At 42.6% G+C, this 14,170-nt stretch carries 11 protein-coding genes; 7 read left to right on the forward strand and 4 right to left on the reverse strand.

What is annotated here, in order from left to right; all coding sequences use genetic code 11:
* Nucleotides 1-82: 82 nt before the first annotated feature.
* The 3 genes from rnm to rluB all read left to right on the forward strand — a co-directional run bounded on the left by rnm (nucleotide 83) and on the right by rluB (nucleotide 2,589).
* The gene (gene rnm / locus Xsze_RS15970) at nucleotides 83-955 is read left to right on the forward strand and encodes an RNase RNM (RefSeq protein ID WP_038233635.1); all 873 of its coding nucleotides are present in this window, start codon (nucleotides 83-85) and stop codon (nucleotides 953-955) included.
* Nucleotides 956-980: 25 nt separating this feature from the next.
* Nucleotides 981-1,601 carry an L-threonylcarbamoyladenylate synthase gene (locus Xsze_RS15975; RefSeq protein ID WP_038233632.1) on the forward strand — a complete coding sequence of 207 codons (621 nt, stop codon included), beginning with the start codon at nucleotides 981-983 and terminating at the stop codon, nucleotides 1,599-1,601.
* Between the two features lie 64 nt (nucleotides 1,602-1,665).
* The gene (gene rluB, locus Xsze_RS15980; protein ID WP_038233631.1) at nucleotides 1,666-2,589 is read left to right on the forward strand and encodes a 23S rRNA pseudouridine(2605) synthase RluB; all 924 of its coding nucleotides are present in this window, start codon (nucleotides 1,666-1,668) and stop codon (nucleotides 2,587-2,589) included.
* A 69-nt stretch (nucleotides 2,590-2,658) separates the two neighbouring features.
* Here rluB and cobO read toward each other — a convergent pair whose 3' ends face one another.
* Nucleotides 2,659-3,255: a cob(I)yrinic acid a,c-diamide adenosyltransferase gene (gene cobO, locus Xsze_RS15985; RefSeq protein WP_038233630.1), complete on the reverse strand. Its 597-nt coding sequence runs from the start codon at nucleotides 3,253-3,255 to the stop codon at nucleotides 2,659-2,661.
* Complete coding sequence (locus Xsze_RS15990) at nucleotides 3,255-4,019, reverse strand: YciK family oxidoreductase (protein ID WP_038233629.1); 765 nt, start codon at nucleotides 4,017-4,019, stop codon at nucleotides 3,255-3,257. The genes cobO and Xsze_RS15990 overlap by 1 nt, the downstream gene beginning before the upstream one ends.
* Nucleotides 4,020-4,303: 284 nt before the next feature.
* On the opposite strand from Xsze_RS15990, the gene sohB reads away from it, so the two are divergent.
* Nucleotides 4,304-5,350, forward strand: coding sequence for a protease SohB (sohB, locus tag Xsze_RS15995; protein ID WP_038233628.1), 1,047 nt, complete (start codon nucleotides 4,304-4,306; stop codon nucleotides 5,348-5,350).
* Nucleotides 5,351-5,500: 150 nt separating this feature from the next.
* Here the strand turns inward: sohB and Xsze_RS16000 are convergent, their stop codons facing one another.
* A complete protein-coding gene (locus Xsze_RS16000; protein WP_038233627.1) occupies nucleotides 5,501-5,752 on the reverse strand; it encodes a YciN family protein in 252 nt (83 codons plus the stop codon).
* 307 nt (nucleotides 5,753-6,059) lie between these two features.
* On the opposite strand from Xsze_RS16000, the gene topA reads away from it, so the two are divergent.
* Nucleotides 6,060-8,660, forward strand: a complete 2,601-nt coding sequence (gene topA / locus Xsze_RS16005) for a type I DNA topoisomerase (protein ID WP_038233626.1) — start codon at nucleotides 6,060-6,062, stop codon at nucleotides 8,658-8,660.
* A 359-nt stretch (nucleotides 8,661-9,019) separates the two neighbouring features.
* A complete protein-coding gene (gene cysB, locus Xsze_RS16010; RefSeq protein WP_038233625.1) occupies nucleotides 9,020-9,994 on the forward strand; it encodes an HTH-type transcriptional regulator CysB in 975 nt (324 codons plus the stop codon).
* 321 nt (nucleotides 9,995-10,315) lie between these two features.
* Here cysB and Xsze_RS16015 read toward each other — a convergent pair whose 3' ends face one another.
* Nucleotides 10,316-11,137 carry a hypothetical protein gene (locus tag Xsze_RS16015; RefSeq protein ID WP_038233624.1) on the reverse strand — a complete coding sequence of 274 codons (822 nt, stop codon included), beginning with the start codon at nucleotides 11,135-11,137 and terminating at the stop codon, nucleotides 10,316-10,318.
* 291 nt (nucleotides 11,138-11,428) lie between these two features.
* On the opposite strand from Xsze_RS16015, the gene acnA reads away from it, so the two are divergent.
* Entirely contained in the window at nucleotides 11,429-14,068 is a 2,640-nt protein-coding gene (gene acnA / locus Xsze_RS16020; protein WP_051462261.1) for an aconitate hydratase AcnA, read from the forward strand.
* The last annotated feature ends 102 nt before the right edge of the window (nucleotides 14,069-14,170 follow it).

Consider the following 14,170-nt stretch of genomic DNA (forward strand, 5'->3'; position numbering starts at 1 on the left):
ATTATCGCGGTTTTGCATTTGATATCATGATAGCTATCGATAGGTGTCCTTATTTCTCTTCCGATAAAATAGGTACAAAATAATGACTGAAGCTGCCAGTGAAATGACAAGACGCTATGACTTACATAGCCATACGACCGCTTCAGATGGGGTTTTATCACCTGAGCAGCTTGTAGACAGAGCCGTCACTATGGGAATTCATGTATTGGCAATTACCGATCATGATACGACAGAAGGCATTCAACCTGCCTTAAATCATATTCAGCAAAATAATCTGCCATTGACTGTAGTCTCTGGTGCTGAAATTTCGACATTATGGGAGAATTTTGAAATCCATATTGTGGGGTTAAATATTGATATCAATTCTTCCTCTTTAAAAAAATTTCTGGAAAGGCAGGTTGATTTAAGAAATCAACGTGGTATTGAGATTGGCAACCGTTTAGCCAAAGCTGGCATTCCTGATGCTTGGGAAGGCGCATCGCGGCTCGCAAATGGTGGGCAGGTTACGCGTGGGCATTTTGCCCGCTTTCTGATTGAAACGGGTGTAGAGCCGACGATCCCCAAGGTATTTAAAAAATATCTGGCAAAGGGAAAAATCGGTTATGTGCCGCCACAATGGTGTACAATCGAGCAGGCTATTGAAGCAATCCATCACGCCGGCGGACAAGCTGTCATTGCGCATCCCGGTAGATATGATTTGTCGACGAAGTGGCTAAAGCGGTTAATCGTTTGGTTTAAACAACATGGTGGTGATGCAATGGAAATTGCACAGTGCCAGCAAGCACCTAATGAAAGACAGCAACTCGCTCAATTGGCAAGAGAATATGGCCTGAAAGTTTCATTAGGATCGGATTTTCACCAACCTTGTTCATGGATAGAGCTTGGGCGCAATTTGTGGTTACCTGGTGATGTTGTACCGATATGGCACGACTGGTCACGGATTGGGGCTGCATAGAAAGTAGAAGTAGAGGTTATGTGTTATGAGCCAGTTTTTTTATATCCACCCTGATAATCCACAATCCCGTCTTATTGACCAAAGTATGGAAGTGCTGAAAAAGGGAGGCGTTGTCATTTATCCCACTGATTCCGGTTATGCCATTGGTTGCTGTCTCGAAAACAAGGAGGCAATGACCCGCATATGCCGTATTCGCCAATTGGAAGGGCGCCACAATTTTACACTGATGTGCCGTGATCTTTCCGAAATCTCAACATATGCCCATGTAGATAACCAAGCATTCAGATTGATTAAAAACAATACACCGGGCAATTACACGTTTATTTTGCAGGCGACAAAAGAAGTCCCTCGCCGTTTGATGAATGAAAAGCGTAAAACTATTGGCTTGCGTGTTCCCTCCAATCCCATCGCTTTAGCGTTGTTGGAGAAAATGGGTGAACCACTCATGTCATGCAGTTTGATTTTACCCGGAAATGATTTTGCCGAGTCTGATCCTGAAGAGATTAAAGAGACATTGGGTAAACAAGTTGATTTAATTATTCATGGTGGTTATCTTGGGCAGCAACCGACAACAGTAGTGGATTTAACTGGAGATTCTCCGGTTATTCTTCGTGAAGGCGAAGGTAATGTCACACCGTTTTTATAAGGTGTACGATTTAATTTTTATTTAATGACACGACGCCTGTGAAGGCGACAACAGAGGTTGCTCAATGAGCGATAAAACAGAAAAGTTACAAAAAGTTCTCGCGCGTTCCGGTCATGGTTCCCGCCGCGAAATTGAGGGATATATTCAACAAGGGCGTGTCAGCATTGATGGCAAGACCGCAACGTTGGGTGATCGCATCGAAGTTAAACCCTCAGTAAAAATTCGTCTGGATGGTCGGATTTTAAATATCAAAGAACCACAAAAAACAGTTTGCCGTGTTTTGGCTTATTACAAACCGGAAGGGGAATTGTGCACCCGTCACGATCCTGAAGGTCGTCCAACCGTATTTGATCGTCTGCCAAGAATGCAGGATGCTCGCTGGATTGCAGTAGGGCGTCTGGATATCAATACTTGTGGATTGCTGCTGTTTACAACAGATGGTGAATTAGCAAACCGTTTAATGCATCCAAGCCAGGAAGTTGAGCGTGAATATGCTGTCCGTGTTTTTGGTGAAGTGGACAATGCTAAACTTCGTCAACTGACACAAGGTGTGCAGCTGGAAGATGGTCCGGCTTCTTTCAAAACCGTCACATTTAAAGGCGGGGAAGGTATCAATCAATGGTACAACGTCACGTTAACAGAAGGTCGTAACCGTGAAGTCAGGCGGTTGTGGGAATCTGTTGGTGTGCAGGTAAGCCGTCTTATTCGTGTACGCTATGGCGATATTGATTTGCCAAAAGGTTTGCCACGCGGCGGTTGGGCTGAATTAGGATTGGAGCAAACTAACTATTTGCGTCAATTGGTGGGATTGAGCGCCGAAGTTGTGACCAAAGTTGCAGTAGAACGTGATCAACGTCGCATTAAAGCGAACCAGATCCGCCGTGCTGTGAAACGTCATGCGAAGGTTGCATCCCGTCCATCAGGAAAACGCCCGGCGAGTAGTTCTCGTCAAAATGCAGGGAGAAAAACGACACCTAAAGGTCGTTAATCCCTTCAAGCCGCTGTTTCAGTTTATAGCTATGCTTATACTGAAACAGCGTTTGATTTGCCAATAGGTTTACCAGTCAATGCCTTTCTGAGCCTTGATTCCGGCATCAAAGGCATGTTTTACCGGCCGCATTTCTGTGACGGTATCGGCATATTCCAATAGTTCCCGATGGCATCCCCGGCCAGTAATAATCACTGTCTGGTGTGCAGGCCGGGATTTCAGTGCAGTAAGTACATCTGCAAGTTCTAGATATCCATAGCTGACCATATAGGTTAATTCGTCCAATACCACAAGATGCAATGAAGGGTCCGCTAACATTGTCAGGGCATTTTTCCATGCTGTCTGGCAAGCTACGGTATCTGACTCACGATTTTGCGTCTCCCATGTAAAACCTGTTCCCATCACATGGAATTCAACGCCATGTTGGGCCAGCAAATTCCTTTCGCCACTTTCCCATGTTCCTTTGATAAATTGGATAACGCCAGCACGCTGCCCGTGGCCGATTGCGCGAGTGACTGTACCAAAGGCTGCGGTAGTTTTTCCTTTTCCGTTTCCGGTGAATACAATAACGATCCCCCGTTCTTGTTGTGCCGCCTCGATGCGGGCATCGACTTTCTCTTTCAGGCGTTGTTGCCTTTTTTGGTGCTGGTTGTTATCTCTGGTCATTATTCGGCAGGCCCCGCTTTGCGACCGGGTTGAGCATCAAAACTGATGCCTGATTCATGTCGGCTATCATCACCCATGACATAAAGATAAACGGGCATAATATCCGCAGGTGTTTTTAATTTGGCTGAATTCTCATCAGGAAAAGCGTTTGCTCTCATACCGGTACGGGTTCCTCCCGGATTAATGCAGTTAATGCGCAGTGATGTATTCTGATATTCTTGCGCCATAACCTGCATCAGACCTTCTGTGGCAAATTTAGAAACGGCGTAAGCTCCCCAGCCACTTCTGCCCTCGCGGCCCACGCTAGAGCTGGTAAACACCAAAGAGCCACTGGTGGATTTCAACAGCAAAGGAATTAATGCCTGAGTCAATATAAACGTGGCATTGACATTCACTTGCATGACATCATGCCAAAGTTTAGCAGGTTGCTCTATGATAGGTGCGACGACACCAAGCAGCCCGGCGTTGTGCAATACGCCATCCAAGTGGGTATACCGTTGTGCCAGTGTCTCGGCAAAAATTTGGCATTCCTCTGCGGTGACGGTCAGAAGATCCATGGTGTAAATATCGGCAGGCAAGCCACCATTATTTTCAATTTGTTGTTTGACTGTTTCCAGTTTTGCGGTAGTACGCCCAAGTAAAATAACCTGTGCGCCGTGGCGAGCATAGGTAAGCGCAGCCTCACGCCCAATGCCGTCGCCAGCACCAGTGACTAAAATAATTTTTTTTTGCAATAGGTTATTATTTGGTAGGTAATCAAACATCTAACAGTTTTCCCGTATCTTTTGTCAATCTGTTAATTGCCATTTTAGGATGGCAAATATAGCCTATCATCACAACAAAACTTAAAGTCTTCGTCAAATCTGATTAATTCAGTAAGAAAATGGGAATTGCTGCTATCTATAAACCGGAAATCAACTGAAACCGAAAATCAACTAAACATGGTTTTAGTGAGCATGGAATTAGATGAGTAAACTGTTAAGCACAGCCTCCCGTTTTTAGTTAGAATGAAAGTCATTGTTTATCATAAATTAACTAAGGTGGATCTGTGGAATATTTGTCTCTATACGGATTATTCCTGGCTAAAGTGCTTACTATAGTATTATCAGTCGTCATTCTGGCAGTAGTGTGTATCGGATTAGGTGTGCGTAAGGCCATGCAAAAAGGGGAATTGAAGCTGACTAATCTTGGGGAAGCGTACAAGGAAAAACAGCGTCAGATGCAACAAGCCCGAATGAGCGAAGCTGAGCAAAAAATCTGGCAAAAAGCGTTTAAAAAACAGCAGAAAACAGATGAGAAGCAGAAAAAATCAGCGGTAAAAACAGGGCAGAAAGGTTTACAAAAACCTAACCTTTATGTTCTGGACTTCAAGGGCAGCATGGATGCTCATGAAGTTGATTCCCTCCGTGAAGAAATCAGCGCAATATTGTCTGTTGCAGAGAAAAAAGATGAAGTTTTGCTGCGTCTGGAAAGCCCCGGTGGCATGGTTCATGGTTATGGTCTGGCGGCATCCCAACTGGCACGTTTACGACAGAAAGAGATACGTCTGACGGTTGCAGTGGATAAGGTTGCGGCAAGTGGTGGCTATATGATGGCCTGTGTTGCAGACCGGATTATTTCTGCACCTTTTGCCATTATTGGCTCCATTGGTGTGGTGGCTCAATTGCCTAATATTCATCGGTTATTGAAGAAAAATGACATTGATATTGAGCTTCATACCGCCGGAGAATACAAGCGCACTCTCACCATGCTGGGTGAAAATACTGAAGAGGGGCGAAAAAAATTCCAGGCAGACCTGAACGAAACGCATAAATTATTTAAATCATTTATCCATCAGCATCGTCCCTCTTTGGATGTGGAAACGGTGGCTACCGGTGAATACTGGTATGGAACACAGGCAAAAGAAAATGGGCTGATTGATGAAGTGGGTGTCAGTGATGATTTTCTGATTGAAAAAATTAAGGACTATGAAGTTATTGGTGTCAATTATTTCCGCCGTAAACGCGTAATGGAGCGTTTCATGGGCAGTGCAATGGAAAATGTTGATAAGCTGCTCGTTCGTTGGTGGCAACGGGGTGAAAAACCTATTTTGTGAAATAACGCACGATATACTCTTGAACTAAAAGGGGGGTAGTTGTCAGTTGAGTGGTGACTAACATGATGCGGGTAAGTGAGGGATATCTTTTTATCTTTTATTATCCGCATCAATATTGATGGTTTATCAGAGAGTGTGTGCTTTGAATGATTAATCGACTAGATGATACTGTTCGGACAATATATGTGCTAACTGTTTAAACATATTAAACGCAGCTGTGCTTTTTGCCGTTGGTAAGCCATTTTCATCCAAAAAATATTCACCTTGAAATATTAATACCCCATTTTTTCGTTCTACACTTGCTGCATACATTCCTTGTATATAATCTTCGTGTGATTGAATGATTTCATTTGCTTTTTTTAGTAACTGTTCTTTTTTGATAGGCGGCGTTTTAGTTTGCATTTATTGTACTCCTTTAAAAAATAAGTTGTTGCGCATCGTTTTTTATCAGGTAGAGTGTGGACTTTTCGTCATGCAGATGGAATGTTTTGTTTACAACAAGTAAATCGGACAATCGCATAGTTCATGTTGATATATAAAATACCTTAAATTTTTCAAAGAGTTTTGCGCTGAAACAAAGGTACAAGATAAAAATTAGTTGATATCTTGCAAATCTATCGCAATATAAAAAGAGGTTTTATTTTATATATCGCAACATAACGCCGTGATTTTCGCCATCTGAAAAGAAGATAATTAGGTAAAGGTAACTATGGCTAAAGCTCTTGTTATAGTGGAGTCCCCGGCAAAAGCCAAAACAATCAATAAATATCTGGGGAGTGACTACGTTGTTAAATCCAGTGTAGGTCACATCCGTGATTTGCCGACTAGTGGGGCAGCGAGTCAAAAGAGTTCGAGCTCATCTACCGATAAGAATAATAAAAAGAAAGTGAAAAAAGATGAGAAAACTGCACTGGTAAGTCGTATGGGAGTTGATCCCTATCATGATTGGGAAGCAAACTACCAAATTTTGCCCGGCAAAGAAAAAGTTGTCACAGAATTGAAAACGTTGGCTGAAAAAGCCGAACATGTTTACCTCGCAACGGATCTTGACCGCGAAGGAGAAGCTATTGCATGGCATCTGCGGGAAGTGATTGGCGGGGATGATACACGTTTCAGCCGTGTTGTGTTCAATGAAATTACCAAGAATGCAATTACACAGGCTTTTGATAAACCGGGTGAGCTGAACATTGACCGTGTCAATGCTCAGCAGGCACGTCGCTTTATGGATCGTGTTGTGGGATATATGGTTTCTCCGCTGTTGTGGAAAAAAGTGGCCAGAGGATTATCAGCCGGACGAGTTCAGTCTGTTGCTGTTCGGCTGGTGGTTGAGCGGGAGCGAGAAATCAAGGCATTTGTGCCGGAAGAGTATTGGCAGTTGTATGCGGACCTGAAAACCAAAGGAAACATTGCCCTTCATATGGAAGTGACCCATGAAAAGGGGAAACCTTTCAAGCCGGTCAATGTTTTGCAAACGGAGTCAGCTGTATTTTTGCTGGAAAAAGCAAAATACAAGATTGTTGATCGTGAAGACCGCCCGACATCCAGTAAGCCCAGCGCGCCATTTATTACGTCTACATTACAACAGGCAGCGAGTACGCGACTTGGCTTTGGCGTCAAGAAAACCATGATGATGGCGCAACGCCTGTATGAGGCAGGCCATATTACTTATATGCGTACTGATTCGACTAATTTGAGTCAGGATGCTTTGGAGATGGTTCGTGGCTATATCGGTCACCATTTTGGTGATGAGTATTTACCAAAAAATGCCAATGTTTACAGCAGCAAGGAAAATTCACAGGAAGCTCACGAAGCAATTCGTCCTTCTAATGTCGATGTTGTGGCTGAGGAACTGAAAGACATGGAAGCTGATGCACAAAAACTGTATCAGCTTATCTGGCGTCAGTTCATTGCTTGCCAAATGACGCCTGCTAAATATGATTCCACAACATTGACTGTTGAAGCCGGTGATTTTGAATTGCGGGCTAAAGGCCGCACTTTGCGTTTTGATGGCTGGACGAAAGTCATGCCAGCTTTGCGTAAAGGAGATGAAGACCGTACTTTGCCTGTCGTCGAAATCGGAACGGAACTTGATTTGCAACAGCTGTTGCCCAGCCAGCACTTTACCAAACCACCTGCTCGTTTCAGTGAAGCATCGTTGGTTAAGGAACTGGAAAAGCGGGGGATTGGCCGTCCGTCGACCTATGCATCAATTATTTCCACCATTCAGGAACGCGGTTATGTCCGTGTTGAAAACCGCCGGTTCTATGCGGAAAAAATGGGTGAAATTGTCACAGATCGTTTGGAAGAAAATTTCAACGAATTAATGAGTTATGATTTTACGGCAAGAATGGAAGACCAGCTTGACCATGTTGCTAATAATGAAGCGAATTGGAAAGGGGTCTTAGACGAGTTTTTCTCCAATTTCAGCGATCAGCTTGACGCTGCCGGCAAAGAACCTGAAGAAGGTGGGATGCGTCCTAATCCGATGGTGATTACGTCGATAGCATGTCCAATGTGTCAGCGTCCGATGGGGATACGCACTGCAACCACGGGTGTATTTCTTGGCTGTTCAGGTTATGCGTTATCGCCGAAGGAGCGCTGTAAGCAGACAATTAACCTGATCCCAGAAAACGAGATCCTCAATATTCTGGAAGGGGATGATGCAGAAACCAATGCGCTGCGTGCTCGCCGCCGCTGTAAAAAATGTGGTACAGCGATGGATAGCTACTTAATTGATAACCAGCGTAAATTGCACGTATGTGGTAATAACCCTGCCTGTGATGGTTATGAAGTTGAAGAGGGTGAATTCCGCATTAAAGGTTATGACGGGCCCATCGTTGAATGTGACAAATGCGGTTCAGAAATGCACCTGAAAATGGGGCGTTTTGGCAAATATATGGGATGTACCAACGAAGAGTGTAAAAATACCCGTAAAATTTTACGTAATGGGGAAGTTGCACCACCGAAAGAAGATCCCGTTCCATTACCTGAACTGGTATGTGAAAAATCAGATGCTTATTTTGTCCTTCGTGATGGGGCTGCCGGGGTATTTTTAGCTGCCAATACATTCCCTAAATCTCGTGAAACACGGGCACCACTTGTTGAAGAACTCGTTCGGTTCAAGGATCGTCTGCCGGAGAAATTACGCTACTTGGCTGAAGCCCCTGTTGCAGATCCGGAAGGAAATAAAACGGTCGTGCGTTTTAGCCGGAAGACAAAACAGCAATATGTTTCGTCAGAAAAAAATGGTAAAGCTACCGGATGGAGCGCATTTTTTGTTGAAGGTGCTTGGGCAGTCAAAGAGAAGTAGGACTTGAGCGTTAATAAAAGCACTATACTTTCTGTTTCTAAGATATAGTGCATTGAAATATATTCAGATAGATATTTCTTTTTTTACTAAAAAAGTAACGTTTTTTTCTAAAAAGCCAGTCTTTAAGACTGGCTTTTTTTGTATTTTAGATAAATCAAAACACAATATATCTATAACGAACATTTCAGAATAGTTACTTATTCTAATTATTTGTTATATAAATATACAGCAGGTGTTATAGTGGTTATATGCCTACAAATAAATATTCTATATAGTTATAAGTGGGTAACCATTAGTAATATAGAAATTAATTAGATTGCAAAACATTCGTATATTCGATTATTAGGGACAGTGCTGATATGAAACTACAGCAATTGCGTTATATTGTAGAGGTGGTTAACCATAACCTGAATGTATCTTCTACAGCAGAGGGACTGTATACCTCCCAACCCGGGATCAGTAAGCAAGTCAGGATGCTTGAGGATGAATTAGGGATTCAAATTTTTGCTCGCAGCGGTAAACATTTAACGCACGTGACACCGGCAGGTGAAGAAATTGTACGTATTTCACGTGAAGTTTTGTCAAAAGTGGATTCAATTCGTTCTGTTGCCAGTGAACATACTTATCCTGATCGTGGCTCACTGTATATAGCGACGACTCACACACAAGCAAGATATGCTTTGCCTCCAGTTATTAAAGGTTTTATTGAACGTTATCCCAATGTGTCACTGCATATGCATCAAGGTTCACCCACTCAGATTGCGGAAGAGGTATGCAAAGGAAATAGTGATTTTGCGATAGCAACAGAGGCACTTCACCTTTATAGCGATTTGATTATGCTGCCTTGCTATCATTGGAATCGTTCTGTTGTGGTGACAAAAGACCATCCCCTTGCCAACAAACAGAATGTAACAATTGAAGAGTTGGCAGAATATCCGATTGTCACTTACACTTTTGGTTTTACAGGCCGCTCTGAATTGGATGTTGCTTTTGACAGGGCAGGTCTGAAACCTAAGATTGTATTTACGGCAACAGACGCTGATGTGATCAAGACTTATGTCCGCTTAGGTCTGGGAGTCGGCGTAATTGCAAGCATGGCTGTTGAGCCAGTTCAGGACGGTGATTTGGTACGTATTGATATGCGTGATAAGTTCAGTTACAGCACCACTAAGATTGGTTTTCGGCGCAGCAGTTTTTTACGTAGCTATATGTATGATTTTATTTGGCGTTTCGCCCCTCATTTGACGCGTGATGTTGTGGATAGAGCCATTGCATTACGCTCTAATGAAGAAATTGAAGAAATGTTCAAAGATATCGAATTACCGATAGTTTGAAAACGGTACAATAAAGATAAACCATCTCCCTGAAAGTAAAACAAGGAGATGGTTGGTTCTTTTATCTGAATACTTTTATTTGAATACATTGCTGAACTGTACCTTTAATCAGATTAAGCTTATGCAGGTTAATCAGTACGTTATGCATCAGTTTAGTTTCATCAGTATTTCGTGATATTGCCTTTCTCTGCCATTTTCATCTGGTGAAGCATGTACATGTTTTTGCCATCTCATATAAATTTAATTCAATATTTCTGCTTGTAATTCAATCATGATATTTTCGAATATTTAATGTTTCAATTAACTTATAGAGACTTTTGATTAAACCTTAAATTCACCACTGAAAAAATTGTCGGAATTTTCTATTGAATATTTTTCATTTTTGATAATGAAATCATGGAAGGCTGTGTTTACTTCTGGCGTTTCTAATGCCTGATAATTAAATAATGCAATACAGGAAGAATAACTGAACTTAACATTAACTTTTTGATTGGAAGCACAGTTTGATGTCACTTCCGAGTTAGTGGTGTCAAAATCTATTTTAAATAGCTTTATTTTGGGAATATATACCACCTGATCTCCCAGGCCCGTTGCCTCAATAACACTGGCCAATGTGAGTGTAGAGTAATGGTCATGATTTCGTTTTAGTCCCATTCTTATGGCATCGCCTTGTCTTTGTAGAAAGTTAGCAAAACTTTGCAGGCAGGGAGTGCATGTCTCCAACATAATGTCCATGATGAGTTGAAGTAAATTTGTTGCGATAGAAACCCCGTTCATTTCTTGGTTATAGCTTTGGCTTTCTATGCTTTTAACACTCATGAGAGGCAGCTTTGTAATGATTTCGCTCCAGAATTGAATGTCTGTTTTATATTGTGGCCCGAAATTGTTGGCGTATCTGGAGATATAGCCAGCGGCTATTGACGAAAGCGCTATTTGTGCTCTTTTAATTTCATGTAGCTTTTTCATGACGCTGACTTTATCGTCAATTTGTGAAGTAATGACAAATTGAACAAGGCCATCGGTATCGGTAAATTGATAGTCCGACAAGAAAAACTTATTATTGAAGTTATTCTGAAAAAAATTATCAGATTCTTTTATATTAATGAGATGACTTTGATAATTATTATCTTTTTTTATATTCATGTTTTATTCTCCCGTTTTTTGAGCGCAATGAACTTGTTCTTTCTTATAGTATGAATAAAGCATATTTCTCTGGGGCGCATTATCTAAATCTGTCAATAAATGATGCTTTATAAAAGGTTAGCAAAACGTGTTGACTCTAAAGCACAAATTTTCATATGTATGTTATGGTTAAATGGTAGCTATTCATAATAAGAAGGAGGAGTTATGTCGTTTAAATTGAAAACTGACTGTGCTTCAACACTGTCTATCAGTAGTAAACCGAACAATAGCGGATCGGTTGATGGTGGCTCCATGAGTAGTAAAACCTATCACTATTATAGTTTACCTTTGTTATCCGAGCGATTAGGTGAAATATCCCGGCTGCCCAAATCCCTGAAAGTCCTTCTTGAAAATCTTCTGCGCAATATTGATGGAGAATCCGTTGTGGAAGAGGATTTAAAGGCGTTGGTGGAATGGCAGAGAAATGGTCATGCTGACCGGGAAATAGCTTATCGTCCTGCGCGTGTGCTGATGCAAGATTTTACCGGTGTTCCGGCAGTGGTCGATCTTGCTGCGATGCGGGAAGCCGTCTTGAGACTCGGCGGTAATGCAGAACAAGTGAATCCACTATCTCCGGTTGATTTGGTGATTGACCATTCGGTAATGGTTGATAAATTTGGAACAGAGCAGGCATTTGCAGAAAACGTTCAAATTGAAATGGAACGTAACTATGAACGATATCTGTTTTTGCGTTGGGGGCAGAAAGCATTCAATCGCTTCCGTGTTGTGCCGCCAGGAACAGGGATCTGCCATCAGGTTAACCTTGAATATCTGGGAAAAGCGGTTTGGCATGAAAATCAGGATGGAAAAGATTTTGCTTATCCCGATACACTGGTAGGTACGGATTCCCATACCACCATGATTAATGGTTTGGGCGTACTGGGATGGGGTGTCGGGGGAATAGAGGCTGAAGCTGCGATGTTGGGCCAGCCAGTTTCTATGCTAATTCCAGATGTTGTTGGTTTTAAATTAACCGGAAAGTTACGGGAAGGGATCACGGCAACTGACCTTGTATTGACTGTAACCCAGATGCTGCGCCAGCATGGTGTTGTGGGTAAATTTGTTGAGTTTTATGGTGATGGCTTGTCTGATTTGCCACTGGCAGACAGAGCGACTATTGCCAATATGTCACCGGAATATGGTGCAACATGTGGTTTCTTCCCTGTTGATGATATTACATTAGACTATATGCGGTTGACGGGGCGTCTTGATGAAGAAATTGCTTTGGTTGAAAGCTATTGTAAGGCGCAGGGGTTATGGCGTAATGTAGGAGAAGAGCCTATTTTCACCAGTACCTTTGAGTTGGACATGTCAACCGTTGAGGCAAGTCTTGCAGGACCAAAACGGCCACAGGATCGGGTCGCCCTCGGGAATGTACCGCAGGCTTTTCAAGCTTCCATGGAACTGGATATGCATAACGCTCAGAAAAATTTATCAACGATCCCCACGACTCTGGATAATAAAACTTTGCCATTGCAGGATGGTGCAGTGGTTATCGCTGCCATTACGTCTTGTACCAATACATCTAACCCCAGTGTACTGATGACAGCAGGCTTACTTGCTAAAAAAGCAGTAGAGAAAGGCTTACAACGTCAACCATGGGTTAAAACTTCATTGGCCCCCGGCTCTAAAGTTGTCACCCGTTATCTGGAATTGGCTGGTTTTATGCCATATCTGGAAAAGCTTGGTTTTAATTTGGTGGGATATGGCTGTACGACGTGTATCGGTAACTCAGGCCCACTGCCTGAACCGATAGAAACTGCGATTAAACACTCAGATTTAACGGTTGGTGCAGTGCTTTCTGGTAACCGAAATTTTGAGGGCCGCATTCATCCATTAGTAAAAACCAACTGGCTGGCCTCACCACCGCTGGTAGTGGCTTATGCACTTTCCGGCAATATGAAAACAGATCTGACTCGGGAGCCTATCGGAAAAGAGCAACAAGGCAATGATGTTTACTTGAAAGATATTTGGCCAACCAGTCGTGAGGTCGCGGAAGCGGTCGAGAACGTTAGAACAGAGATGTTCCATAAAGAATACAATGCTGTTTTTGATGGTGATGAAGATTGGCAATCGCTAAAAGTCGAAAGTTCAGCAACGTATTCATGGCAACCGGATTCTACTTACATCCGCCATCCCCCATTTTTCAGTGACATGGCCGCTGAACCTAAACCGGTGACCGATATCCATCAGGCCCGTATATTGGCGATTTTGGGTGATTCAGTCACAACAGACCACATCTCTCCGGCAGGGAATATCAAAGCAGATAGCCCGGCAGGATGTTACTTGCAAGAACATGGGGTCGCACCAAAAGATTTTAATTCCTATGGCTCAAGGCGTGGTAACCATGAAGTCATGATGCGGGGAACATTTGCCAATATTCGTATCCGCAATGAAATGGTTTCTGGTATTGAAGGCGGATATACAAGGCATATTCCTTCACAGTCCCAATTGGCTATCTACGATGCAGCGATGCGTTATCAGGAAGAAAAAACGCCCCTCGCGATTATTGCAGGTAAAGAATATGGTTCTGGTTCAAGCCGTGATTGGGCTGCCAAAGGAACACGGTTATTGGGAGTCAGGGTCGTCATTGCGGAGTCATTTGAAAGGATACACCGTTCTAACCTGATTGGTATGGGGGTATTGCCGCTGGAGTTTCCTCAGGGCGTCAGTCGCAAGACATTAAATCTGACTGGCGATGAAAAGATTGACATTGAAGGGTTGGGGAATATAAAACCCGGCCAGGAAATTACTGTGAAAATCACTTATGCTGATGGAACTGAAATTGTGATTAATGCTCGTTGCCGTATTGATACAGCTACAGAGCTGGCTTATTTCTATAATGATGGTATTTTGCATTACGTGATTCGTAATATGTTAAAGCAATCATGATGTGAAATTTGATGTCTATCAAATAAATAATCTTATCTCAAAAGCTGCGCCCCTAAATGACGCAGTTTTTGTTTTTGTGAATTGGCAAAAGGTGGCAGGTAT

Origin of the sequence: Xenorhabdus szentirmaii DSM 16338 (assembly GCF_002632585.1) — a bacterium.
GTDB lineage: Bacteria > Pseudomonadota > Gammaproteobacteria > Enterobacterales > Enterobacteriaceae > Xenorhabdus > Xenorhabdus szentirmaii.

Coding starts and splice junctions, on each gene's coding strand:
- rnm (WP_038233635.1), top strand. CDS start 83: ATGACTGAAGCTGCCAGTGAAATGACAAGACGCTATGACTTACATAGC.
- Xsze_RS15975 (WP_038233632.1), top strand. CDS start 981: ATGAGCCAGTTTTTTTATATCCACCCTGATAATCCACAATCCCGTCTT.
- rluB (WP_038233631.1), top strand. CDS start 1,666: ATGAGCGATAAAACAGAAAAGTTACAAAAAGTTCTCGCGCGTTCCGGT.
- cobO (WP_038233630.1), bottom strand. CDS start 3,255: ATGACCAGAGATAACAACCAGCACCAAAAAAGGCAACAACGCCTGAAA.
- Xsze_RS15990 (WP_038233629.1), bottom strand. CDS start 4,019: ATGTTTGATTACCTACCAAATAATAACCTATTGCAAAAAAAAATTATT.
- Xsze_RS16000 (WP_038233627.1), bottom strand. CDS start 5,752: ATGCAAACTAAAACGCCGCCTATCAAAAAAGAACAGTTACTAAAAAAA.
- topA (WP_038233626.1), top strand. CDS start 6,060: ATGGCTAAAGCTCTTGTTATAGTGGAGTCCCCGGCAAAAGCCAAAACA.
- cysB (WP_038233625.1), top strand. CDS start 9,020: ATGAAACTACAGCAATTGCGTTATATTGTAGAGGTGGTTAACCATAAC.
- Xsze_RS16015 (WP_038233624.1), bottom strand. CDS start 11,137: ATGAATATAAAAAAAGATAATAATTATCAAAGTCATCTCATTAATATA.
- acnA (WP_051462261.1), top strand. CDS start 11,429: ATGAGTAGTAAAACCTATCACTATTATAGTTTACCTTTGTTATCCGAG.